This window comes from Vibrio sp. 10N.222.47.A9, assembly GCF_963872585.1.
GTDB classification, from domain to species: domain Bacteria; phylum Pseudomonadota; class Gammaproteobacteria; order Enterobacterales; family Vibrionaceae; genus Vibrio; species Vibrio splendidus.
Genome location: NZ_CAWNBB010000070.1, coordinates 101,932 through 125,520, shown reverse-complemented (window position 1 = coordinate 125,520; position 23,589 = coordinate 101,932). Strand labels below are relative to the sequence as shown.

26 protein-coding genes are annotated in these 23,589 nt (G+C 45.8%); 9 read left to right on the top strand and 17 right to left on the bottom strand.

What is annotated here, in order from left to right; all coding sequences use genetic code 11:
* Window positions 1-188 (top strand): hypothetical protein (locus AACT19_RS21680; protein ID WP_206379931.1); only part of this gene is annotated, 188 nt, incomplete at its 5' end.
* Here the strand turns inward: AACT19_RS21680 and fusA are convergent.
* The 8 genes from fusA to fkpA form a co-directional block, all read right to left on the bottom strand.
* Window positions 169-2,265 (bottom strand): elongation factor G, encoded by a 2,097-nt coding sequence (fusA, locus tag AACT19_RS21675; protein ID WP_065606417.1) that lies wholly within the window; start codon window positions 2,263-2,265, stop codon window positions 169-171. The genes AACT19_RS21680 and fusA overlap by 20 nt on opposite strands.
* 166 nt (window positions 2,266-2,431) lie before the next feature.
* On the bottom strand, window positions 2,432-2,902 hold the full coding sequence (gene rpsG, locus AACT19_RS21670; protein ID WP_017073678.1) for a 30S ribosomal protein S7: 471 nt from the start codon (window positions 2,900-2,902) through the stop codon (window positions 2,432-2,434).
* A gap of 103 nt (window positions 2,903-3,005) precedes the next feature.
* Window positions 3,006-3,380, bottom strand: coding sequence for a 30S ribosomal protein S12 (gene rpsL / locus AACT19_RS21665; RefSeq protein ID WP_012604917.1), 375 nt, complete (start codon window positions 3,378-3,380; stop codon window positions 3,006-3,008).
* 181 nt (window positions 3,381-3,561) lie between these two features.
* Window positions 3,562-3,837, bottom strand: coding sequence for a sulfurtransferase complex subunit TusB (tusB, locus tag AACT19_RS21660; protein ID WP_076648712.1), 276 nt, complete (start codon window positions 3,835-3,837; stop codon window positions 3,562-3,564).
* Between the two features lie 8 nt (window positions 3,838-3,845).
* A complete protein-coding gene (gene tusC / locus AACT19_RS21655) occupies window positions 3,846-4,202 on the bottom strand; it encodes a sulfurtransferase complex subunit TusC (RefSeq protein WP_017085994.1) in 357 nt (118 codons plus the stop codon).
* Window positions 4,199-4,588: a sulfurtransferase complex subunit TusD gene (gene tusD / locus AACT19_RS21650; protein ID WP_017083781.1), complete on the bottom strand. Its 390-nt coding sequence runs from the start codon at window positions 4,586-4,588 to the stop codon at window positions 4,199-4,201. The genes tusC and tusD overlap by 4 nt, the downstream gene beginning before the upstream one ends.
* On the bottom strand, window positions 4,582-5,307 hold the full coding sequence (locus AACT19_RS21645) for a helix-turn-helix transcriptional regulator (RefSeq protein WP_004729851.1): 726 nt from the start codon (window positions 5,305-5,307) through the stop codon (window positions 4,582-4,584). The genes tusD and AACT19_RS21645 overlap by 7 nt, the downstream gene beginning before the upstream one ends.
* Window positions 5,308-5,512: 205 nt before the next feature.
* Window positions 5,513-6,289 carry an FKBP-type peptidyl-prolyl cis-trans isomerase gene (gene fkpA / locus AACT19_RS21640; protein WP_076648710.1) on the bottom strand — a complete coding sequence of 259 codons (777 nt, stop codon included), beginning with the start codon at window positions 6,287-6,289 and terminating at the stop codon, window positions 5,513-5,515.
* Window positions 6,290-6,420: 131 nt separating this feature from the next.
* Between fkpA and AACT19_RS21635 the strand changes: the two genes are divergently transcribed.
* Complete coding sequence (locus AACT19_RS21635; protein WP_076648708.1) at window positions 6,421-7,398, top strand: WD40 repeat domain-containing protein; 978 nt, start codon at window positions 6,421-6,423, stop codon at window positions 7,396-7,398.
* A 5-nt stretch (window positions 7,399-7,403) separates the two neighbouring features.
* Window positions 7,404-7,631 (top strand): SlyX family protein, encoded by a 228-nt coding sequence (locus AACT19_RS21630; RefSeq protein WP_004729640.1) that lies wholly within the window; start codon window positions 7,404-7,406, stop codon window positions 7,629-7,631.
* Between the two features lie 181 nt (window positions 7,632-7,812).
* Here AACT19_RS21630 and AACT19_RS21625 read toward each other — a convergent pair whose 3' ends face one another.
* The 5 genes from AACT19_RS21625 to kefG form a co-directional block, all read right to left on the bottom strand.
* Window positions 7,813-8,778 (bottom strand): isoaspartyl peptidase/L-asparaginase family protein, encoded by a 966-nt coding sequence (locus AACT19_RS21625; RefSeq protein WP_076648706.1) that lies wholly within the window; start codon window positions 8,776-8,778, stop codon window positions 7,813-7,815.
* 235 nt (window positions 8,779-9,013) lie between these two features.
* The gene (slyD, locus tag AACT19_RS21620; protein ID WP_017083786.1) at window positions 9,014-9,610 is read right to left on the bottom strand and encodes a peptidylprolyl isomerase; all 597 of its coding nucleotides are present in this window, start codon (window positions 9,608-9,610) and stop codon (window positions 9,014-9,016) included.
* A 94-nt stretch (window positions 9,611-9,704) separates the two neighbouring features.
* Entirely contained in the window at window positions 9,705-9,905 is a 201-nt protein-coding gene (locus tag AACT19_RS21615; RefSeq protein WP_086048637.1) for a YheV family putative zinc ribbon protein, read from the bottom strand.
* A 190-nt stretch (window positions 9,906-10,095) separates the two neighbouring features.
* Window positions 10,096-11,892 carry a glutathione-regulated potassium-efflux system protein KefB gene (gene kefB / locus AACT19_RS21610; RefSeq protein WP_029222448.1) on the bottom strand — a complete coding sequence of 599 codons (1,797 nt, stop codon included), beginning with the start codon at window positions 11,890-11,892 and terminating at the stop codon, window positions 10,096-10,098.
* Entirely contained in the window at window positions 11,879-12,463 is a 585-nt protein-coding gene (gene kefG, locus AACT19_RS21605; protein WP_004729645.1) for a glutathione-regulated potassium-efflux system ancillary protein KefG, read from the bottom strand. The genes kefB and kefG overlap by 14 nt, the downstream gene beginning before the upstream one ends.
* A 174-nt stretch (window positions 12,464-12,637) precedes the next feature.
* Here kefG and AACT19_RS21600 point away from each other — a divergent pair, with 174 nt between their 5' ends.
* The 6 genes from AACT19_RS21600 (at window position 12,638) to crp (ending at window position 18,426) form a co-directional block, all read left to right on the top strand.
* Window positions 12,638-14,560 carry an ABC transporter ATP-binding protein gene (locus AACT19_RS21600; protein WP_004729646.1) on the top strand — a complete coding sequence of 641 codons (1,923 nt, stop codon included), beginning with the start codon at window positions 12,638-12,640 and terminating at the stop codon, window positions 14,558-14,560.
* Entirely contained in the window at window positions 14,557-15,027 is a 471-nt protein-coding gene (locus AACT19_RS21595) for a TIGR02444 family protein (RefSeq protein WP_004729647.1), read from the top strand. Before AACT19_RS21600 ends, AACT19_RS21595 begins: the two co-directional genes overlap by 4 nt.
* Before the next feature lie 276 nt (window positions 15,028-15,303).
* Complete coding sequence (locus AACT19_RS21590) at window positions 15,304-16,296, top strand: hydrolase (RefSeq protein ID WP_076648704.1); 993 nt, start codon at window positions 15,304-15,306, stop codon at window positions 16,294-16,296.
* Window positions 16,297-16,394: 98 nt separating this feature from the next.
* Window positions 16,395-16,607: a YheU family protein gene (locus AACT19_RS21585; protein WP_004729649.1), complete on the top strand. Its 213-nt coding sequence runs from the start codon at window positions 16,395-16,397 to the stop codon at window positions 16,605-16,607.
* Window positions 16,608-16,684: 77 nt separating this feature from the next.
* Window positions 16,685-17,554, top strand: coding sequence for a phosphoribulokinase (locus AACT19_RS21580; RefSeq protein ID WP_004729650.1), 870 nt, complete (start codon window positions 16,685-16,687; stop codon window positions 17,552-17,554).
* A gap of 239 nt (window positions 17,555-17,793) precedes the next feature.
* Window positions 17,794-18,426: a cAMP-activated global transcriptional regulator CRP gene (crp, locus tag AACT19_RS21575; RefSeq protein ID WP_004729651.1), complete on the top strand. Its 633-nt coding sequence runs from the start codon at window positions 17,794-17,796 to the stop codon at window positions 18,424-18,426.
* Window positions 18,427-18,609: 183 nt separating this feature from the next.
* Here the strand turns inward: crp and AACT19_RS21570 are convergent, their stop codons facing one another.
* The 4 genes from AACT19_RS21570 to AACT19_RS21555 all read right to left on the bottom strand — a co-directional run bounded on the left by AACT19_RS21570 (window position 18,610) and on the right by AACT19_RS21555 (window position 23,494).
* On the bottom strand, window positions 18,610-19,401 hold the full coding sequence (locus AACT19_RS21570) for a DUF1338 domain-containing protein (protein WP_076648702.1): 792 nt from the start codon (window positions 19,399-19,401) through the stop codon (window positions 18,610-18,612).
* A gap of 257 nt (window positions 19,402-19,658) precedes the next feature.
* Entirely contained in the window at window positions 19,659-21,116 is a 1,458-nt protein-coding gene (gene astD, locus AACT19_RS21565) for a succinylglutamate-semialdehyde dehydrogenase (RefSeq protein ID WP_076648700.1), read from the bottom strand.
* Window positions 21,117-21,155: 39 nt separating this feature from the next.
* Window positions 21,156-22,175, bottom strand: coding sequence for an arginine N-succinyltransferase (astA, locus tag AACT19_RS21560; protein ID WP_004729654.1), 1,020 nt, complete (start codon window positions 22,173-22,175; stop codon window positions 21,156-21,158).
* 107 nt (window positions 22,176-22,282) lie between these two features.
* On the bottom strand, window positions 22,283-23,494 hold the full coding sequence (locus tag AACT19_RS21555; protein ID WP_004729655.1) for an aspartate aminotransferase family protein: 1,212 nt from the start codon (window positions 23,492-23,494) through the stop codon (window positions 22,283-22,285).
* Window positions 23,495-23,589 lie beyond the last annotated feature (95 nt).

Below are 23,589 nucleotides of genomic sequence, written 5' to 3'. Positions count from 1 at the left end.
GTTCAAATTTTTCTTTAGACACAATCGTGTTCCTTCCTAGTTATGATTCGCCACGTTCATTATTGAGCGAGACGCGCCAGAAATTGCTATTTTATGCGCCAACTCTCGTTAGCGCAATATTTGGACGCATTGATCTTTCAAAAAATGAAAAAAATGCGTCCCTTTTGTTTAACCACGCTCTGCAATGATTGCTTTTGCAACATTGTTAGGCACTTCAGCGTACTCACTAAACTCCATAGAGTAAGAAGCACGGCCTTGTGTCGCAGAACGTAAATCAGTTGCGTAACCGAACATGACAGACAACGGAACTTGTGCACGAATTATCTTCAGGCCAGCTGTCCCCTCGTCCATACCTTCGATGATGCCGCGACGACGGTTAATATCGCCAACAACGTCACCCATCCAGTCTTCTGGAGTAGTTACTTCAACTTTCATCATAGGCTCAAGCAGAACCGGTTGCGCTTCAAGTGCACCCGATCTGAAAGCCATAGAGGCAGCGATTGTAAACGCCATCTCACTTGAATCTACTTCATGGTAAGAACCATCATATAGTGTAGCTTTGATATCCAAAACTGGATAGCCAGCAAGTACACCATTGTTCATCTGCTCTTCAACGCCTTTAGCGACTGAAGCGATAAACTCTTTAGGTACGATACCGTTGGCAATTTCATCAACGAAGACAAAGCCTTCGCCAGCTTCTGATGGTTCAAGTTTTAGCCACACGTGACCGTACTGACCTTTACCACCATGCTCACGGATAAATTTGCCTTCCGCTTTCGCAGTACCGCGAATCGTTTCACGATAAGCTACTTGCGGGTTACCAACGTTGCAGTTAACGTTAAATTCACGCTTCATACGGTCAACGATGATATCTAAGTGTAGTTCGCCCATACCAGAAATCAGTGTCTGGCCAGTTTCCGCATCCATATCAACGCGGAATGATGGGTCTTCTGCTGCTAGTTTACCTAGAGCGATAGTCATTTTATCTTGATCAGCTTGAGAGCGAGGCTCTACAACGATCTGAATAACTGGATCTGGGAATTCCATACGCTCAAGAACGATTTTATGGTTCTGATCACATAAAGTTTCACCAGTAGTAACATCTTTAAGGCCGATAATGGCTGCGATGTCACCTGCTCGTACTTCTTTTACTTCTTCACGTTTGTTTGAGTGCATTTGAACAATGCGCCCTAAACGTTCACGTTGTTTCTTCACAGAGTTGTAAGCTGTTTTACCGCTTTCAACAACTCCAGAGTAAACACGGATGAAAGTTAAAGTACCAACAAATGGGTCTGTTGCAATTTTAAATGCTAGCGCTGAGAACGGTTCTTTGTCGTCCGCGTGACGCTCAATTTCATTCTCGTCGTCATCAACACCTTTAATTGCCGGTACATCGACTGGAGAAGGAAGGAAATCAACCACTGCATCTAGAACAGCTTGTACACCTTTGTTTTTGAATGCACTACCACAAGTGGCAAGTACGATTTCATTATTAAGGGTACGAATACGAAGACCTTGCTTGATTTCAGCTTCTGTTAATTCACCTTCTTCAAGATACTTATCCATCAGCTCTTCATTTGCTTCCGCAGCAGCTTCAACAAGTTCGGTACGATATTCTTCAGCCATTTCTTGCATGTCTGCAGGAATATCTTCGTACGTGAAAGTCATGCCCTGGTCAGCTTCGTTCCAGTTGATTGCCTTCATCTTGATAAGATCGACAACACCTTGGAAGTTTTCTTCAGCACCAATGTTCAGTTGAATTGGAACAGGGGTTGCGCCTAGGCGGTCCTTGATCTGTTCAACTACGCGCAAGAAATCTGCGCCTGTACGGTCCATTTTGTTAACGAAAACCATACGTGGAACTTGGTACTTATCAGCTTGACGCCATACTGTCTCTGACTGAGGTTCAACACCAGACGAGCCACAGAAAACAACAACTGCACCATCAAGTACACGCAGAGAACGTTCTACTTCGATTGTGAAGTCAACGTGTCCAGGAGTGTCGATGATGTTGATACGGTGGTCCGAGAACTGAGCTTCCATACCACGCCAAAACGTAGTGGTTGCTGCTGAAGTGATCGTAATACCGCGCTCTTGCTCTTGCTCCATCCAGTCCATGGTTGCTGCACCATCGTGAACTTCGCCGATTTTGTGAGAAAGACCGGTATAGAACAGAATACGTTCACTTGTGGTTGTTTTACCTGCATCTACGTGAGCAACGATACCGATATTACGGTATTGCTCTATAGGAGTTTTACGAGCCACGGTTGAATCCTCTTATTAGAGACTTAGGGACTATTGCTATATCTAGATTATGCGTTAAAAGCGATGCTTCGCTAAAAAGTGCTTGCCCTAGAAATAGCAATAGTTCCTAGCATAAGCATAGGAACTAAAGAAGTGCTGCAAGGAACCTTGCAGCACTAAAAAGGTATTACCAGCGGTAATGTGCGAACGCTTTGTTTGCGTCAGCCATGCGGTGAACGTCTTCACGTTTCTTAACCGCAGTACCTTTGTTCTCAGACGCGTCTAGCATTTCAGCGGCTAGGCGTTGAGCCATAGATTTTTCACCACGCTTACGCGCAGCTTCAACTACCCAACGCATAGCAAGAGCGTTACGGCGAACCGGACGAACTTCTACAGGTACTTGGTAAGTTGAACCACCCACACGGCGAGATTTAACTTCTACCGCTGGGCGAACATTTTCAAGAGCTTCTTCAAATACAGCTAAGTGATCTTTACCAGATTTCTCAGCCATAGTTTCTAGTGCAGTGTAAACAATCTTCTCTGCAGTAGATTTTTTTCCGTCAACCATAAGGATGTTAACGAATTTTGCCAGCAGTTCAGATTTGAACTTAGGATCTGGAAGGATCTTACGCTGGCCTATTACGCGACGACGTGGCATGGAATTTCTCCGTTGTCTTCTTCAGGTTTTTTCCAAAACTTTTCAGAATAATAAATAAATAGTGTTTGGCCTTACTTAACGCTTTCTTTTTAAAAAAGACGCATTAAGACTTAGGACGTTTCACACCATACTTAGAACGACCTTTCTTACGGTCGTTAACGCCTGCACAGTCAAGTGCACCGCGAACAGTGTGGTAACGCACACCTGGTAAATCTTTAACACGACCACCACGGATAAGAACAACACTGTGTTCTTGAAGGTTATGACCTTCGCCGCCGATGTATGAAGTAACTTCAAAGCCGTTAGTTAGACGAACACGACATACTTTACGTAGTGCTGAGTTCGGTTTTTTTGGAGTAGTAGTATATACGCGAGTACATACACCACGTTTTTGTGGGCACGCTTCTAGTGCAGGCACGTTGCTTTTAACAACCTGCTTTACACGAGGAGTACGTACCAACTGGTTAATAGTTGCCATTAACTAGCTCCTGATTTACTTGAAAGTAAGCTTGATGAAAAATCTAGCCCTATTACACATAGTGTAAATAGGGACGCAAAATTCTATTCAGCAGTGGGATGTGTGTCAAGAAATATACAGATCTTTTTTAGCCGTCTAGAGCTCAGGATGGTCTTTTTTTAACCATACTGATAAAACGCAGCTACCAAGTTACTGATTTGTCGTTCAAAACCGTTAGTTTGACGAATTCGTCGAAGTCCACTTGTTCCAGAGTGCTTGAAGCAAGTTGTTGTAAACCTCGGCTATCGAGATCTGTTTTTAATACCGACACATGTTCAACGGTTGAGATTTGATTGAATAACTCATGATTTGGAAGGCAAACATACACCGCATCTTCAACCAAAAGGATGTGATCCTTTTGCTGCGAGTACGCCAATGCAAGCTTGAGTTTGTCTACTGATTTTACAATATGAAGCATAACGTTCCCTAGAAAGTCAGTATTTTTTGGCTCTGAGCTAACTTCTGCGTCAACTCATTCACTTCTAGCGCAGTCACATCGATCAGTAAGTTATCGGTCGAGAGACCAAACTGATTGAGACTATGTTGACACACGTAAACCTGCTCGATGTCGTAGAGGTCCATAAGCTTGAATGCAGAAATATAGTCACGTGATAGGGATTCATCAGGCTGTTGAGCCTTGAGAAGCTGTGTAACGCCATTACCGACAAAGAACACGGTAATGTCTTCACTATAGGCTGAAGCCGCTAGCAGTGCGTCTAGCCCTTCCCTGCCCGCTGCCGTCGTATGAGGGAAAGTGTTAAATACAAAGGCCAATTTACTCAAAACTGTACAACCCTATCTTGCGTCAAAAGTGCTTCAGATAAGCTCCCTAACCCAGCTTGGGTAAACCCAGCCGCCAAGTTAGATGCACTCAATTGATGTTGCGTTGCTTCATCCGTGCTGATCACTCCGCGTCTAAGCGCAGCAGCAACACACGTTTCAAGGCTAACATTGTGCTCATCCGCCAGTTTTTGCCAAGCGGAAGCCAGGTCGAATTCATCATTAGCAGGTACGGTAAGGTCAGAGCCATTACTGACGCCATCTTGATAGAAGAATACACTGTGAAGTTTGTGGCCCTGATTAATAAGAGCCACTGCAAACTGGTAAGCACTTCTTGCCGACTGTGAACCGTAGACCGGTCCATTCACTAAAAGTGTATAGCTTAACAACCCTCTTCATCCTCTGTTTTACGTTGTCGGATGTATAGGTATACGGTGTGCTTAGAGATGTTCAATCGCTCAGCAACACGGTTAATCGCGTCTTTAATATCGAAAATACCTTTGTCGTAAAGCTCCATCACGATTTGACGGTTCTTAGTATTGTTCGATACTGATTTGTCGGCATTGATTTCTTCAATGGTGCGTTCAACCGTCTGGTCGACAAGCTCTTCCACATCACTCGCAAAGTTTACTGATGATGCTGCTTCGTCCGCATCTTGCGTAGGCATGAAAGATTGCAGTACTTGTGAGAATGGCGCATCTAAGTTTACGTTAATACACAACAAACCAATCACTCGGTCTTCACCATTGCGGATAGCAACCGTGATCGACTTCATCAATACTCCGCCTTTAGCGCGAGTAAAGTATGAACGTGAGAAGTTACGCTTAGAACCTTCAATATCTTTCAGCATCTTCAATGCGAGATCGGTGATCGGCGAACCAACCTGACGACCTGTATTTTCGCCGTTGGCAATTTTAATCGCAGAAGTATTGAGGTCTTCTAAAGAGTGTAAAACGATTTCACAAAACGGACCGATAAGACTCGCAATACCGTCAACCACGGCCTCATAAGATCTTAGAATGATTTTATCGTGTTCACTGAATGGCATAACGTGGACTGATTCCATTTCAAGTAACACATCTGCATTGACTGTTTCTGTAGTAGTCACTTATTCCTTACCTTCGTGTGAAAAATCAACAAATTTATGTAAGTTTATCAGAAAATTTTAATTGCACACCTAGCTAACATTGCAACTAGTGATTTAGAACAAGTTTAAAAATCAAATACTCACCTTCAAATCATAAAAAAAGCCTAACTCAAAGTTAGGCTTTTTATTCAATCAACGTATTTTAGAATAAAACTTTTAGCTGATATTACTGAGCAGGAGCCGCTTCAGCGTTATCAATTTTAAGTAGTTCAACTTCGAATACTAGCGTTGAGTTAGCTGGGATAGTCGGTGTGTCTTGCTCACCGTATGCTAGCTCTGGCGGGATAACGAACTTGTACTTAGAACCGACTTGCATCAGTTGTACGCCTTCAGTCCAGCCTGGGATTACGCGGTTTAGTGGGAATGTCGCTGGTTCGCCTCGATCGTAAGAACTGTCGAACTGAGTACCGTCTGTTAGCGTACCTTTGTAGTGTACTTGAACGGTATCAGTGTCTTTTGGAGAAGCACCTTCACCAGCCGCCATTACTTGGTAAAGTAGACCAGATTCAGTTTGCTTAACGCCTTCAGTTTTAGCGAACTCAGCGCGGAAATCATCACCGGCTTTCTTCACTTCTGCAGATTTTTCTGCCGCTTGTGCTTGCATTGTTTCAGCAACACGCTTGTCTAGAGCTTCAAGAGCTGCGCGAGTTTCTTCTTCGTTAAGTGCTGTTTTCTCTGCGAATACGTCTTCGATACCTTGAAGAACCATATCTTTGTCTAGGTTAATGCCTAGCTCGCTTGGCTTATCAATGCTTGTGCTTAGGTAGTTCGCGAAAGATACACCGATTGCGTATGCCGCTTTGTCATCTTCTGTTTTAAAGTTTACTGCTGCAACTTTAGCTTCTTCTACCTGTGGAGCTTCTGCCTTTGGTTCTTCTTTCTGACAACCAACTGCTAGCATAACCGTTGCGGCAAGCAGTGATACTTTTAAAACTGATTTCATTGAATTCTCCAATTAATGGCCAAGCCATTGGTTATTGTGCACAAATCTAATGATTAGATTGGTGTGAATACGTTAGTTATAACAATATACTAGTCATATGTCTTTCGACACAAACCGGATTATTAGATGTGATGCGAATATTTTTCCACTCATTGCTATGTACGATTGTCATCACCTTGTTAAATGGTTGCTTTTTCTTTCAAGATGATGAGCAACGTTGGGAAATTGAACCCAATGGAGCCACCAGCTTTGCCCTAAGCAGAGATGGACGCTTCGCCCTGCTCTACTCTCAGAAAAAACAACTATTACTCTGGGACCTCGTCCAAGATAAAGAACTCGCTCAACTCGGCCCACAAGATCAATCAGAAAACCAAGTATCGCGTATCCGCATCTCGGACAACGGTCGCTTTGCGATTACCGCCAGCCAGATGAATTTCGCCGTTTGGGACTTATCTTGGACTCAAGCTGAGGGGCTATGGTCTATTTCCGATGGCCTAATTCGTGATGTCGATATATCCAGCAATGGTGAAAAAGTCTTACTTGGCCTGTCTAATGGCAAAGCTATCTATGTGGACTTAGTCACCGGACGCCGTCTTGAGTTCCTTGCTCACCGAGAAAAAGTTAATTCAGTCTCCCTCTCTTCTAATGGCCGCTACGCATTATCAGGCGGCAACGACTACAAAGCTTACCTTTGGGATACCGAATCAGGCTTGGTGTTACGTACCTTCGAGCATGAACAAAGAGTAGTACGAGTTGCACTACAACGGGATGGAGAATTGGCTTTTACTTCCGATGGCGGCAACCAAGCGATGATCTGGGATTTGGAAACAGGTGAACCTCAAGCGCAATTGCAGAGCTGGTCTCGACAGCTGATATTCTCGAGTGCTCGCTTTTCTGACGACGGCAGTATGTTGGTGACGGGTACGCCATCAAGCCAAGTGAGTGTGTGGAATACTCAAGATGGAAAACGCATTTCTCGTCACGATGCCGAGCCATTAAAAGATGCTCGCCCTCCCCGTGCGGTAGTGTATGATGCAGCCTTTGATGAAAAGAACCGTGTGATATCGGGCACCTCTGCGGGCATCGCCCAAGCTTGGAATGTGGATTAAGAACGATGACAGAAAAGCGAATTGAACAATTAGAAAGCCGCGTGAATGACCTAGAATGTCAGTTGGCTTTCCAAGAACAAACCATTGAAGAACTCAATGAAGCGCTTAGCCAACAACAGATGTTGATCACGAGAATGCAAGATCAAATGAAGTTCGTGGTAGGTAAAGTGAAAAATATGGATGGCTCAAACCTCGCTGACGCATCAGAAGAGACGCCACCTCCACACTATTAAGCGCGGTTCCAAATCACGAATGAGTTCTAGCGACGCATATCGCTAGTCTCTCGTCCTCGATGTGTAAACACATTTCAGGACGGGACATAGAAAACTAAAAGGGCGACAGATGCTTATCTGTCGCCCTTTTGTTTGTTTAATCTGCGCTAATTCAACTAAAGCCAATTAAGCCAATACAATCTTAGTCATCGGCATAAATCTTCACTTCCACGCAACCGTTAGTATCAACACTCGCACGATACATCCCTGAACTGTTCATACCGAAGTGAATATCACCTTGGCCATCAATAGCAATCAAGCCACCTTCTCCGCCCATGGTTTTCAATTCACCTTGAATGATCGTTTCACAAGCCGTGTGCACATCTTCTTTGAGATAACGCATTCGAGCTGCCACATCACTGGCAACCATTTTACGTAGGAAGAACTCGCCCATTCCTGTCGTTGATACGGCCACGTTGCCATTTTCAGCAACAGTGCCTGCACCGATGATTGGAGAATCTCCCACACGACCATACTTCTTATTGGTCACGCCACCGGTACTGGTTGCTGCAGCTAAGTTACCGGCTTGGTCTAACGCTACCGCGCCAACCGTGCCGTACTTTTTATCATCTGGATATTTTTGAGCTTGTTGCTCATCGTATTTTGCTTCAGACAAAGCAAAGATACCTTTCTCTTTCATCGACTGAAGTTGGTCATAACGACGCTCAGTAAAGAAGTAATCTTGCTCGGTGAAAGTATACTCATGCTCAAACGCAAACCTCTCTGCGCCTTCACCAATCAGCAGTACGTGGTCGCTTTTAAGCATCACGTCACGTGCCAGCTCTATCGGGTTTTTAATATGGCGGACACCTGCAATAGCACCCGCATCCATTTCGCGACCGTGCATCACAGAAGCATCCATCTCAACAAATTCGTCATGAGTTAAAACCGAGCCTTTACCGGCATTAAAATGCGGGCTGTCTTCCATCACCTTGACTGACGCAACCACTGCATCCAACGCATCGCCACCCGATTGCAAAACTTGATAGCCAGCCAAAACCGACTTCTCCAAAGCCTCGGTAATACCCGTTTTTAATTCATCGCTCATTTGCTCTCGCAAGATAGTTCCTGCACCACCATGAATGGCAATTGAAAAAGGCTGTGACATGCAAACTCTCCACTGACGTCGTCTTATAATGTTGTGCTATCAATACCACATCCATGGTTTGATGTCTGATAGCGAAAACCAAACTCTTTACGAATGCTTAGATTTGCGGATGCTTAGATTTAAGGATACTGAGTTCGGCAGATTAAAAGCCAGCCCAGAAAGCTCCGCTCCTAAACGAAAAAAACCTCCACAAGGGAGGCTTTCAATATTCTTAAACTAAACCGTTAGTTCGGTATTAGTGAGAACCACAGCTACCGCCGCCGCAGCAGCCGTCTTTTTTCTCTTCAGCGTGGTCATGGCCTTCGCCACCACAACAACCGCCTTCGTGGTCATGATCATGGTCATGACCGTGGCTACCACAGCCGCCTTCTTGGTGTACGTGACCGTGTTGAACTTCTTCTTCAGTCGCTTCACGAACGGCTACAACTTCAACGTCAAACGTTAGAGTTTGGCCAGCTAGCATGTGGTTACCATCAACAACAACTTCGTCGCCATCTACTTCAGTAACTTCAACTGGGATTGGACCTTGGTCAGTATCCGCTAGGAAACGCATGCCAACTTCGATTTGCTCAACACCTTGGAATACGTCTGCTGGAACACGTTGAACTAAGTCATCGTTGTGCTCGCCGTAAGCGTCTTCTGGAGTAACCGTTGCTGAGAACTTGTCGCCAGCTACTTTGCCTTCAAGCTCTTTTTCAAGACCTGTAATTAGGTTGTTGTGACCGTGAAGGTAATCTAGTGGAGCTTCTGCAGTTGATTGGTCAACTACTACGCCATCTTCAAGTTTCACTTGATATGCAACACTAACTACTACGTTCTTTTCAATTTTCATGAGAGCTCCAAGGAGGTTTGGACTAAGCTCGAACAGTTGAGCTTAGGAAAAATTCTGTACCGGGATATTATGGGGATCAATTAACGAAACTCAATCATTCTGGCTTAAAAATACCGATCATTTCTTGATTCGCGTGTTCAGATTTCTCTACAGTTTTCGGTTTACGTTGCTCAGTGAAGTCACAATCGACGCATTCCACCAGCTCGATGTTATTTTCAACCCACCAGCGGAGTGTGTCTTGAGTCTTGCAGCTTGGGCAGCTCGCCCCTGCGATAAAGCGTTTTTTCTGTTTCACGTTCATATCCTTTACTACTCTGGATTCGCAGTTCTTCCCACATGCTCTATTCGAGACTAAGCAGAGACCGCGTTTATTATTAGATTGGTTCTTTAAGTTACAGTTTTTAAGAGCAACTACAGAGCTAAGCTCAAGCGATTAACTCTAACTTCTAAGCTCTAAGCTCTAAGCTCTAAGCTCTAAGCTCAGGCTATTGCCAATAGTTTCTAGATTGGTGATCATTTTCCATCTCATGTCCAAAGATCTCTTCAAGCTCTTTACGAGCTTCTTTCGCTCTCTGAGCTAACTCGGCATCTTCGCTATGCTGAGGAAGCAACTCTTTGAGCATACCATTATCCAATTTCCTAAAATGTGCTTCTGCTCGCTTCGCTTTATATGGATGCATACCAAGTTCAGTCAATGTTTGACGACCTAAATCGAGAGCCCCAAGGAAAGTTTCACGAGAATAGTTGCTTACACCATGGTTAAGTAATTGATACGCTTCAACACGGCTTCGAGCACGCGCTAAGATCTTCAACTGCGGGAAATGCTGCTTACACAAATCCACGGTTTTCATGATTTCGTCCGGAGAGTCGGTACACAGCACAATGGCTTCGGCCTTATCAGCACCCGCAGCTCGTAATAGTTCAAGGTGAGTTGAGTCACCGTAGAATACCTTGTAGCCGAATTTTCTAAGGATATGGATTTGGCTGGCATCACTTTCAAGAACGGTGATACGAATCTTGTTGGCATACATTAGACGCCCAATGATCTGACCGAAACGACCAAAGCCCGCAATAATCACTCGAGGGCTGCGATCAACCACATCCGAAGACATCGCGCTTTCACTGATTTGATTGAGTTGACGAGCAAAGAAGCGATCTTGCAGCTTAAGCATCAATGGCGTGGTCACCATAGAAAGGCTCACAACAACCAGTAAGAACGACACTTGGTCGCCGCTTAAGATGCCTTGTGCACTCGCTGCGGTAAAAATAACGAAAGCGAATTCACCACCTTGGCTGAGAATCATCGCCATACGGCTGCGCGCTTTTGCCTGTGTTCCAAAGATACGAGCCAGCGTATACAGCACTAAGCCTTTCAATACGACCAGAGACGACACCGCGATCAATATTGCGAATGGACTTTCTGCCAGTAAACCTAGGTTCACCGCCATACCCACCGAAATAAAGAACAGGCCGAGCAGTAACCCTTTAAATGGGTCTATGGCGATTTCAAGCTCATGTCGATACTCACTTTCAGCCAGAAGTACGCCCGCTAAGAAAGTACCCAGTGCCATCGACAAACCAATCTGCTGCATGATGACGGCAATACCAATCACCAATAATAGCGCCGCGACCGTGAACAACTCACGCACACCGCTCATGACTACGTATCGGAACAGTGGTCTCAATAAGAAGTGACCACCGACAAGCAAGCCAATGACACCACCTAGCATCCACAACATGTCAGCCCAACTGCCGCCCGTATTACCCGCAAGCAAAGGCAGCATCGCCAACATAGGGATTACGGCTATATCTTGGAAAAGCAATACAGCAAAGCCGGATTGCCCCGCTTCTTTTCCGCCAAGCTCCCGCTCTTCAATAACACGCAAGGCAATCGCAGTGGAAGACAGCGCCAAGCCCATACCTATCACGAGGCTGGTTTGCCATGTTAATCCGAACAAACAGGCGATAGCGGTAATAATCAAGGTGGTGATCAGCACTTGCGCGCCACCGAGTCCGAGAATAGGCGCCCTCATCTGCCACAGTTTTTTAGGGTTAAGCTCTAAGCCAATCAAGAAAAGCAGCAGCACCACCCCGAATTCGGAGAAGTGTAGAATCGCCTCTACATCACTGATTAAACCAAGCCCCCACGGGCCAATCGCCACGCCAGCTAATAGATAGCCGAGTACTGAACCTAAGCCAGCTCGCTGCGCGATAGGAACCGCAACCACAGCAGCCGCTAAAAATATAACGCTACTTTGTAGAAAATCATTAGTCAGAGCCATCATTCGCTCCTATATCTTGTAGCGGGTCTCGCAGCCAATTTCGATACGCTTCTGCGTGTTGGTAAAGCGTCATATCCGAAACATTTCTCGCCCAGTGTAAAACTAAGGGGGATATCCAGTGCATCTGACACAAAGCAGCGGTTAGCTCGAATGGTTGCAAGATCTCTTGTAATGGATATTTATTATAGCCTGCGGCGCCAAACGCCTCTTCTTTACCACCGGTAGTAATAACGCTACGCCAGTGTTTGCCTTTAAGCGCACTCTGCTCACCGAATGCAAATCCTTTTCCTAACACACGATCAAACCACTCCTTCAATAACGAAGGACAGGAATACATAAACAGAGGATGTTGGAACACAATCACATCGTACTCTAGGAGTAAGTCATGCTCATAAGGCACATCGATAAAGAAGTCGGGGTAGATGGCGTAGAGATCGTGAATTTTGACATGACCGAGCGACTCGACCTTTTTAACCATCATTTGATTAGCAATAGAGGTGTGCGGCTCTGGGTGTGCGTAGATTATTAACACCTTTGGCACGGCTTTGTCTGTCGAGGGAGTATTACTCATTCCTTTGAAACATTCCTTTGAGGGCTAAACGGTGGCAAGGCCACAAGAATTTAAGCAAAAGTTATTAATATGTTATTGGCATCATAACGCAAATTGCATTGTGATCGACTTTTATCTGGTTTCAGCCTACTATGCAGGCGTCTGTTCACCTCTAATTTCTATGCTATTTCAATTATGATTACTTTCTCTGATATTCAATTGCTCCGCGGTGGTAAGCCACTCCTCGACCAAGCATCTGCGACTTTTCATCCTGGCGACAAGATCGGTTTGGTTGGTAAAAACGGCTGTGGTAAATCTACGCTGTTCGCCCTAATCAAGGACGAACTGTCTATTGATGCTGGCTCATTCAGTAAACCAGCTCATTGGGAAATGGCTTGGGTTGCTCAAGAAACACCAGCATTAGAAAGAACAGCCATTGAATACGTGATTGATGGCGACCGTGAATACCGTGGCCTTGAAGATCAACTAGAGAAAGCGGAACAAGCCGACAACGGCACATTAGTCGCAGAGATCCACGGCAAGATTGAAACCATTGGTGGTTACAGCATCAAAGCACGTGCTGCCGAGTTATTGGATGGCCTAGGCTTTCGCCAGGAGCAAATGACATGGAACCTAACCCAGTTCTCGGGTGGTTGGCGTATGCGTTTGAACTTAGCGCAAGCCCTTCTATGTCGTAGTGACTTACTGCTACTCGATGAGCCTACCAACCACTTGGATTTAGATGCAGTAATGTGGCTAGAGCGCTGGTTACAAAACTACCCAGGCACACTCGTTCTTATCTCGCACGATAGAGACTTCTTAGACCCTATCGTCAACCGCATTGTGCATGTTGAAAACCAGCAGCTCAATGAATACACCGGTAACTACTCATCGTTTGAAACCCAACGAGCGCAAAAGTTAATCCTGCAGCAAGCAATGTTCCAAAAGCAGCAGAAACAAATGTCTCACATGCAGAGCTACATTGACCGTTTTCGCTACAAAGCATCAAAGGCTCGCCAAGCGCAAAGCCGTATTAAAGCACTAGAGAAAATGGAACAAGTGTTGCCCGCTCAGTTTGATAACCCATTCAGTTTTGAATTTAGAGAGCCGGACGCGCTACCAAATCCAATCATGATGATGGATGAAGTATCGGCAGGTTACGACGACAACCTGATTCTAGAAAAGATTCGCCTTAACCTTGTTCCGGGTAGCCGTATCGGTCTGCTTGGTCGAAACGGTGCGGGTAAGTCGACACTAATCAAGCTGCTTTCAGGCGAACTGAAACAGCAAGGTGGTGAGCTGAGCTATTCGCAAGGCGTTAAGATGGGTTACTTCGCTCAGCATCAATTGGAGACGCTGCACCCAGAAGAAACGCCACTTCAGCACATGATGCAAATTGCGCCGAAACACACCGAGCAACAACTGCGTGACTACCTAGGTAGCTTTGGCTTCCAAGGTGAAAAAGCACTCGACAAGGTGGCGCCATTCTCGGGTGGTGAAAAAGCGCGCTTGGTATTAGCGCTACTGGTATGGCAAAAGCCGAACCTGTTGCTACTCGATGAACCAACCAACCACTTGGATCTCGACATGCGTCAGGCGTTGACCTTCGCCCTACAAACGTTTGAAGGCGCAATGGTTATCGTATCGCACGACCGTTACCTACTTCGTGCGACTACCGATGATTTATACCTTGTGCACGACCGTCAAGTTGCACCGTTTGATGGTGACCTAAGCGATTACTACAAGTGGCTAACCGAACAACAGAAAGTTGAGCGCAAAGAAGCACAAGCATTGGCACCAGCAAAAGACGGCGCCAACAGTGCAGCAGCGAAAAAAGAGCAGAAACGTAAAGAAGCAGAGTTCCGTAAGCTGACGGCACCACTTCGTAAAAAGCTGACTCAATTTGAAAAGCAGATGGATAAGTTAACGCTATCTCTCGAAGAAGCTGAGCAAGAATTATCCGACACTTCACTGTATGAAGCTGAAAATAAGGCTAAACTGAATAAAGTACTCGCTCTCCAAGCGAGCAGTAAGTCACAGCTAGAAGAAGTTGAAATGGATTGGATGTCCACTCAAGAAGAGCTTGAGCAGATGGAACAGGATATGGATAGCTTATGAGCCCAGAGCACGCCCCAATATCACTAACACTGGAACGACTATGGCAATTTAGCCTTCAGTATTACAGCGTGCGCGGTGTAAAGGATGCGTGCCTAGCTTTGCAAAACCAGTTCCACGGCAACGTCAATCTACTGCTGCTTCTCAAATGGCTTGATGAGCAGCAATTGTCTTTTGCCGAAGAAGAGTGGCACAAGGTACAACAGTGCTTAAGCCGCTCTGAAACCCTGCTTCATAGCTATCGAGAGCTGCGTAAGCATCTCAAACCTCAAGTCGTCGATTCCCTCTACCGTGAAGCGCTCCAATTTGAACTGCAGTTAGAGAAGCAACAGCAATCTGATCTCGTCGACTGCATTAATTCTCTTCAGCTTACGGCTAACCAGCAATCACCACTCGCTTTTCAATACTGTCGCTTATTAGGGGCTGAAAACCTCTACGACGCTTTTTCTGAACCAGCACCTCAACCCTAACGCGTTTCCTTTCTCTTATCTTCAATCAAGACCCAAGCTTACCTTGGTAGTATCGCTCTTCGTTTTCACACGGGACTGGCGCGCATGACTGGCAATATGTTTGAAGCTCAATCTCGGCAATATTCAACTAGTTACCTACTCCTTGTTTTTGTAGCCCGTATCAGTGAAACCCTTGCGCTTATACCGAGAATCAACCAAGCTCAAATAAAAACGTGGGCGTTTCGCTAAAAGCTCAACACTTTATCAAAGCCCATAAAAGAAGCATGGACTGTTTTTATGACAATATTTACCGCAGCCGCTGGCCTATCGAATCCGCACTTACAAACCTTGGTGCCACGATTTATTAGAAAGCAGGCATTGTTTTCCCCTCAATGGCAAACCTTAGAAACACCCGACGGTGACTTTCTCGATCTTGCTTGGAGCGAATCACCAGAGGGTGACACCCCAAGTAATGAGGCTCGAAGTAACAAGCCGATATTCGTTCTATTCCATGGCTTAGAGGGAAGCTTTGAAAGCCCTTATGCCAACGGACTGATGAATGCCTTTGCTAAAGATGGCTGGCTGTCGGTGATGATGCACTTTCGAGGTTGCAGCGGAAAACCAAATCGCTTGGCTCGCGCTTATCATTCTGGTGAAGTCGAAGATGCGCGCTTTTTCCTAAGACATCTACACGCCCAATTTCCCAATAACCCTAAGGTAGCGGTTGGTATCTCTTTGGGCGGCAACATGCTGGCGAACTATTTGGCTGAGTACGCGGACGACCCATTGCTGTCGGCGGCGACGATTGTCTCTGCACCTTTTGATCTGGCTTGTTGCTCTAGTCGTATTGAGCGAGGTTTCTCAAAGCTCTATAAAAAGTACCTGCTCAACTCTCTCAAATCGAATGCCTTGAAAAAGATTAAGCTGTTGCAAGAAAAGCTCGGTATCACAGCCGAAACCATTAAGAAGATAGACAAGCTGTATGAGTTTGATGAACGGATTACTGCGCCTCTGCACGGGTTCAAGAATGCTCAGGACTACTATGCTCAGTGCTCAGCACTTCCTAAACTTAATAAGATTAAACTACCGACTCAGATCATCCATGCCAAAGACGATCCGTTTATGACAGACGACGTAATTCCAAAGTTCGTGTTACCTGACAACATCGACTATCGCCTGTTTCAAAAAGGCGGCCATGTGGGGTTCATTACCGGTAGCACGCTCAAACCAAGGTTTTGGTTAGAAGAAGCATTACCTGCTTACTATGAAAGTATCCAAGATTCGGCATAATGGCCGAGCCTTTTTTAAGGACTGAGTAGTAGACGCACTAAACACAGTAATCAACACATCAATAAACCTATTTATGAACATAAAAGAGAGAAGTATTTATGATCATCCCATGGCAAGACATTGCGCCAGAAACACTGGAAAACCTCATTAAAGAATTCGTGCTGCGTGAAGGCACAGACTACGGTGACGTAGAGGTTTCACTGCAAAACAAGATTGATCAAGTGAAACATCAATTAGCCTCAAAGGAAGTCAGCATCGTGTTTTCTGAGCTGCATGAAACCGTTGATATTCAAGTCACAAAACGCTTCTAGGCTGCGCTCATAAAGGAGCCGTGTTATAGTGGTAAACGATTGCTAACAAGTAAGTTACTCAAAAGACAAGGGTTGTCATGTCCGCTAAACATCCAATTATTGCGGTGACGGGTTCATCAGGAGCCGGCACCACCACTACCTCAGAAGCCTTCCGAAAAATGTTCAATATGATGGATGTGAAGGCCGCTTGGGTTGAAGGGGATAGTTTCCATCGCTTCACTCGACCAGAGATGGATGTCGAGATCCGTAAGGCTCGCGAGCAAGGTAAGCACATCAGCTACTTTGGTCCACAAGCCAATGATTTTGGCGCATTAGAAGAGTTCTTCCGTCAATACGGTAATGAAGGCACGGGTAAAGTCCGTAGTTACCTACATACCTTCGATGAAGCCGTGCCTTACAATCAAATGCCGGGCACCTTTACGCCATGGCAAGAGATCCCAGAAAATTCCGATGTGATGTTCTACGAAGGTCTTCATGGTGGCGTGGTAGATGGCGACATCAATGTCTCACAGCACGTCGACTTGCTGATCGGCATGGTGCCAATCGTCAACCTTGAGTGGATCCAAAAATTCGTTCGTGACACACGCGATCGTGGGCACTCACGCGAAGCAGTAATGGATTCTATTGTTCGCTCAATGGATGATTACCTTAATTACATCACTCCACAATTTTCGCGTACTCACATCAACTTTCAGCGTGTCCCAACCGTAGATACATCTAATCCACTGAACGCTAAAGGGATTCCAAGTTTAGACGAAAGCTTCGTGGTTATACGTTTGCGTGGCATCAAAAACGTCGATTTCCCCTACCTTCTGGCTATGATAGATGGCTCATTTATGTCACGCCACAACACGCTTGTGGTGCCAGGCGGCAAGATGAGTTTTGCTATGGAGCTCATTGTAAGGCCCATCCTACAACAGCTCATCGAAACCGGAAAAATAGGTTAACAAGACGTCATTCTGGTTGATTACTTTTCATACCGTGATCATGTGCACAATTTTGCGTAAAAAATCGTAGCTTGGTCACGATTAAAATCAAGAAATAGTACCTGAAAAAGGATACTATTCTTAAACGAAACACAAGATAGCTTGCAGCGCTCAACGAGTGCTCTTATCCTACAAGTCAATCCAGGCTTAGCTAAAATACGGAAAGCGGCAAGCATACCCTGCAGAGGAAGTAAGATATTATGGTTCTAGGTAAACCCCAAACCGATCCAACATTAGAGTGGTTCCTTTCACACTGTCATATTCATAAGTACCCTTCAAAAAGTACTTTGATTCATGCTGGTGAAAAGGCAGAAACCTTGTACTACATCGTTAAAGGTTCTGTGGCAGTTCTTATCAAAGACGAAGAAGGTAAGGAAATGATTCTTTCTTACCTAAACCAAGGTGACTTCATTGGTGAACTTGGCCTCTTCGAAGAAGACCAAGAGCGTACTGCATGGGTTCGTGCAAAATCTCCTTGTGAAGTAGCTGAAATTTCTTTCAAGAAATTCCGTCAACTTATCCAAGTGAACCCAGATATCCTAATGCGCCTTTCAGCGCAAATGGCAAACCGTCTACAAGTAACTAGCCAAAAGGTTGGTGACTTAGCGTTCCTTGACGTAACAGGTCGTATCGCTCAAACGCTACTTAACCTAGCGAAACAGCCAGATGCAATGACTCACCCTGACGGCATGCAAATCAAGATCACTCGTCAAGAGATTGGCCAGATCGTTGGTTGTTCTCGTGAGACAGTAGGTCGTATCTTGAAGATGCTAGAAGAGCAGAACCTAATTTCTGCACACGGTAAAACTATCGTGGTATACGGCACTCGTTAATCTCGATTAACTGAGCCAAAAATTTGAAAGCCACCAAATGCAAATTTGGTGGCTTTTTTGTTTTCTAAAGATCTAGAGAGCAGATGCGAGATACGAGAAGAACTCACTGAATCCTATTTGTAAACTTCCTCGAAGCGAAGCGTACTCGCATCTTTAGGGTAAAGCCCGTGCTCATATCTTTCTTTAACCGTTGGTGCTCTCAAAGATCTTGTCAGCCGATGCTGCAACAAATCCTGTATAAAGCTCACCATTCGCCATCGCATAACGCTTAGCGAACTCGTAGAAGCCACCAGGAATCACCTCGTTGCCTTCAACAAATGAAACTGGGACTTTGTCTGCCATTGTAGATGATTGCTCTAATAAGACCTCTGGAGAGCCTTTAACCTGACCGCCAGATGTATTGATAGTGAAACCTGAATCACTCAAATAGTCATTCACAGTCTGTACTTCATCGAACTCATTGAGCTGGTTCACACTCACCGTAAAGTGGTTTGCACCGTAACCATGAGCCGCTAGCCAAGACGCGTATTCACTCTCTTTTGCTAGAACTTGGAAATCCGCGAAGCTCAGATCCCAAAGGCGACCACCAAATAAGAACTCATGACCTTGAAGCTTGCTTGCGTCCACTTGCTCAACCAACTTAGCAACGATCTGTTGTAAGTCACTTGAACACTCTTCTACCTTCAACTCACTAATGAACACTTTCGGTTGGTTTGGGTCTGGGTGCTCGTAGTGCTTAGCCACTAACTTCTTGCTCTCAAACAAGTAGTCGCCACAAGCCTTGTAGCCTAATTCAAGGAAAGGCTTAGCCAGTGTTTCAATGCCCAGTGGTGCAACATTGAAAGTTCGCAGTGCAATATGATCATTAATCAGGGCTTCGTCTTCTTTCAGCAGATGATGAACTTTCTCAGCCGATGGGCAAAGCCTGTGAATGTAATCGTCCCATAGTGATTTAAAGAGTAGATCGGGCGTCATGGTGACTCCTTGTCAGAGGTTCTAGCAAGCTAGTAATTTGGATTAGAGAGGGAGAGGCTGGACACAGAGTCAGCAGCCATCAGCCTGTGACATACTTGTTCTATTATTATCTACCGCCCAATCTAGGTGTTGGACGTGATGGAAAAAGGAAGCGATAACACCACTTCCTTATTACACAATTAACCAATGAATCTGTTATTCATGAACCTAGAGCTCATAAGCTTGTGATTCATCAAGTTATAGCTTAAAAGCCAAAACTACAGCTCAATACCTGGGCTAAACGTAGCTGGCAGTTGAGTCTCACCACCTTCCATTGAAGCCATAGGGTAAGCACAGTAGTCAGCTGCATAGTACGCACTTGGACGTAGGTTACCTGAAGCACCCGGGCCACCAAATGGTGCATCACCACTTGCGCCTGTTAGCTGGCGGTTACGGTTAACAATGCCCGCACGGATATGGTCAACGAAGTATTCCCACTCTGAATCGTCTGTTGAAACTAAGCCTGCAGACAAACCAAAACGTGTGTCATTAGCCAGTTCAACCGCTTGCTCTAGTGACTGGTAACGAACCACTTGCAGCAATGGGCCGAAGTACTCTTCATCTGGCAGTTCAGCAATGTTGGTTGCATCGATAATACCCGGAGAAACAAACGCCGCTTCACCCGCTTTTGCTTCAACTAGGCTTACACCACCTAGCGATTGCAGATTAGCTTGCGCGTCCAGAATGAACTTAGCTGCCGCTTCAGAGATTTGTGGGCCCATGAAGGGTGCTGGCTCAGCGAATGGCTGATCAACACGAATCTTCAAGGTAGCCGCAACGAGCTTATCGAGCAGTTGATCGCCCTTCTCTCCAACAGGTACATACAAGCGACGTGCACATGTACAACGTTGGCCTGCACTGATGAAGGCCGACTGGATAATGGTATAAACCGTCGCGTCAGCATCACCAAATTGGTCACTGATCACCATAGGGTTGTTGCCGCCCATCTCTAACGCCAACATCTTGCCCGGTTGACCTGCGAATTGACGGTGAAGGATATGACCAGTATTAGCACTGCCCGTAAATAGCACGCCATCAAGGCCTTTAGCATCGGCTAGTGCAATGCCTGTCTCTTTGGCGCCTTGCACTAGGTTAATCACGCCAGCAGGAAGGCCAGCTTCTTGCCATAGTTTCATCGCAAACTCACCTGTCCAAGGTGTCTGCTCTGACGGCTTGAATACCACGGTATTACCCGATAGCAGTGCTGGAACAATATGACCGTTAGGTAGGTGACCTGGGAAGTTATAAGGACCAAATACCGCCATTACGCCTAATGGGCGATGACGAAGTACGATTTGGTTGCCTGCGGCTTCACGTGAAGCTTCACCCGTACGTTCGTGGTAAGCACGAATAGAGATAGCAATTTTGCCCGCCATCGCGCCCGCTTCAGTGCGAGTTTCCCAAATCGGTTTACCCGTCTCTTTTGCAATAATCTGTGCAATTTCTTCGCTGTTCTCTTTTACCTTCTCAGCAAAGTTCAACACAATCGCTTCACGCTCTGCAAAGCTCAATTTTTTCCAAACTAAGAAAGCGTCACGCGCCGCTGCTACTGCAGATTCAACCTGTGCTGGTGTTGCACTATCGCCTTGCCACACCACTTCATTATTGTATGGGCTTACTGATGTCATGGCGTCGCCTTGACCTGCCACCCACTCTCCTGCTATCCACTGAGTCATACTTCTATCCTTAAAATCTTCGACAGATAATCGCCGCTCTTATTGAGCCAACATGCGAACGAATTCGCCTTCTTTTACTTCAAGAGCGCTTGCTACTTCAGATGATAAAATCACTGTGTCGCTAGCTTGGTCATACGCGCCTTTCGCGGCTACTGCGCGGAAGTTCTCAAACGAGGTATTACCAATGAGGAAGTCTTTAGAGCTTGAATGCTCTGCAATTGTCACTTGAGCTCGAATCGCATGACGCACTGATTCGATATTTCTTAGATCACACTCAACCGTTGGGCCCCCATCAAAGATGTCGACATAACCACGGTTGGTGAAACCTTCACGTTCCAACAACTTAAGTGCAGGGCGCGTATTGTCATGAACCTCTCCAATCACCGCCTGAGCTTCTTTGCTCAGCAAGTTCACATAGATAGGTAACTTCGGCATTAGGTCAGCAATGAAGCCTTTCTTACCAATACCCGTTAGGTAATCGGCGAGCGTAAAATCAATCGAGAAGAAGTGCTCTTGCAGCCATTGCCAGAAAGGTGAGTTACCTTCCGCATCCGATACACCACGCATCTCAGCAAAAATCGTTTTCGAAAAACGCTCTGGGTGCTCAGACATGATCAAGAAGCGACACTTAGACATCAAACGACCATTCAATCCACCACGGAAAGCCGGGCGTAAGAACAGTGTGCAGATCTCACTGCATCCGGTGTAGTTATTGCCGAAAGTCAGTAGCTTCACGACGTTATTCACGCCAAGCTTTTGCGATGAGTGCACCACTTTGCTGATGTGGTAAGAGTAAAACGGAACATCCCAGCCAATTGAGGCTTCGATACCTGTGGTACCTGCGACTTCTCCGGTTTCGGTATCAAAGCCAACCATTAGGTAGCCTTCATCACCAGGTTCAGTCACGTCTTGTTTAGCAAAGCTGTATTCAGAATGAGTAATACGGTTGGTTAACAGTTCTTCGTTAACCGGAAGAGATGTGAATCCGTGACCAGATTCAACCGCGCAGGTATGCAACGCATCGTAATCAGATAATTTTATTGGGCGAACAACTAGCATCAATATTCCCTCCAGATGCAAAACAGGCCCAAAACGAGAATCTTGGGCCTTTAGCAGTACGTCATGGGATCGCTCTAATGGCGATCATTCCTATGACGCCGCTCAGGCTAAACTAGCGTAGCGATTGCTTTGTCTAGTTTTGATAAACCTTCTTCAATTTCTTGTGTAGTGATAACCAGTGATGGTGTGAAACGAACCACGTTTGCACCCGCAACCAGTACCATCAAGCCTTGTTCGCCTGCTGCCACTAATACATCACGAGCACGACCTTGCCATGCTTCATTAAGCGCAGCGCCTAGCAATAGGCCTTTACCGCGAACTTCACTGAATATTTGGTATTTGTCGTTAATCTTAGCTAAACCATCACGGAACATAGCTTCGCGTTCTTTCACGCCAGCTAGCGTTTCAGGTTGGCTAACCACATCAACAACCGCTTCAGCAACGGCACACGCCAGTGGGTTGCCGCCGTAAGTAGAACCGTGCGTACCGACTTTTAAGTGTGTCGCGAGTTCGGTGGTCGTTAGCATTGCACCGATTGGGAAGCCGCCACCTAGTGATTTCGCTGTACTTAGGATATCAGGTGTCACACCTAGGCCTTGGTAAGCGTAAAAGTTACCCGTACGGCCATTACCTGTTTGCACTTCATCAAAGATAAGCAGCGCATTGTGCTTGTCACACAGTTCACGAACCGTGTTCACGAACTCAGATGTTGGAGAGATGATACCGCCCTCGCCTTGCAGAGGTTCCATCATGATTGCACATGTGCGATCTGAGATGTGCGCTTCTAGCGCGGCAATATCGTTGTAAGGCAAGTGAGTTACATCGCCCGGTTTAGGGCCGAAGCCATCAGAGTAAGCCTCTTGACCACCCACAGTTACAGTAAAGAAAGTACGACCGTGGAAACCTTGTTTGAATGCAATGATTTCAGACTTCTCAGGACCGTGCACATCCGCAGCCCAACGACGAGCTAGCTTCAATGCAGCTTCGTTCGCTTCTGCACCAGAGTTGGCAAAGAATACTTTTTCTGCAAAACATACGTCGGTTAGCTTCTTCGCTAGACGCAATGCAGGTTCGTTAGTCATCACATTACTTAAATGCCAAATCTTGTTTGCTTGCTCAGTAACTGCGTTAACCATTGCTGGGTGACAGTGACCCAAACAGCTCACAGCGATACCACCAGCAAAGTCGATATATTCTCGGCCTTGTTGGTCCCAAACGCGTGCGCCTTCCCCTTTTACCGGGATCATTTCCATTGGGTTATAACAAGGCACCATCACCTCATTAAACAGACTACGTTCTACTTTTTTTTCCACTGTCATCGTACATTCCTTTTCGATACCGCAAGCTTCGCAAATAAGCGTACTGGTTCATAAGTGAGACAAAGATATTTTCTCTCGCCATAATCCCGCTGCAG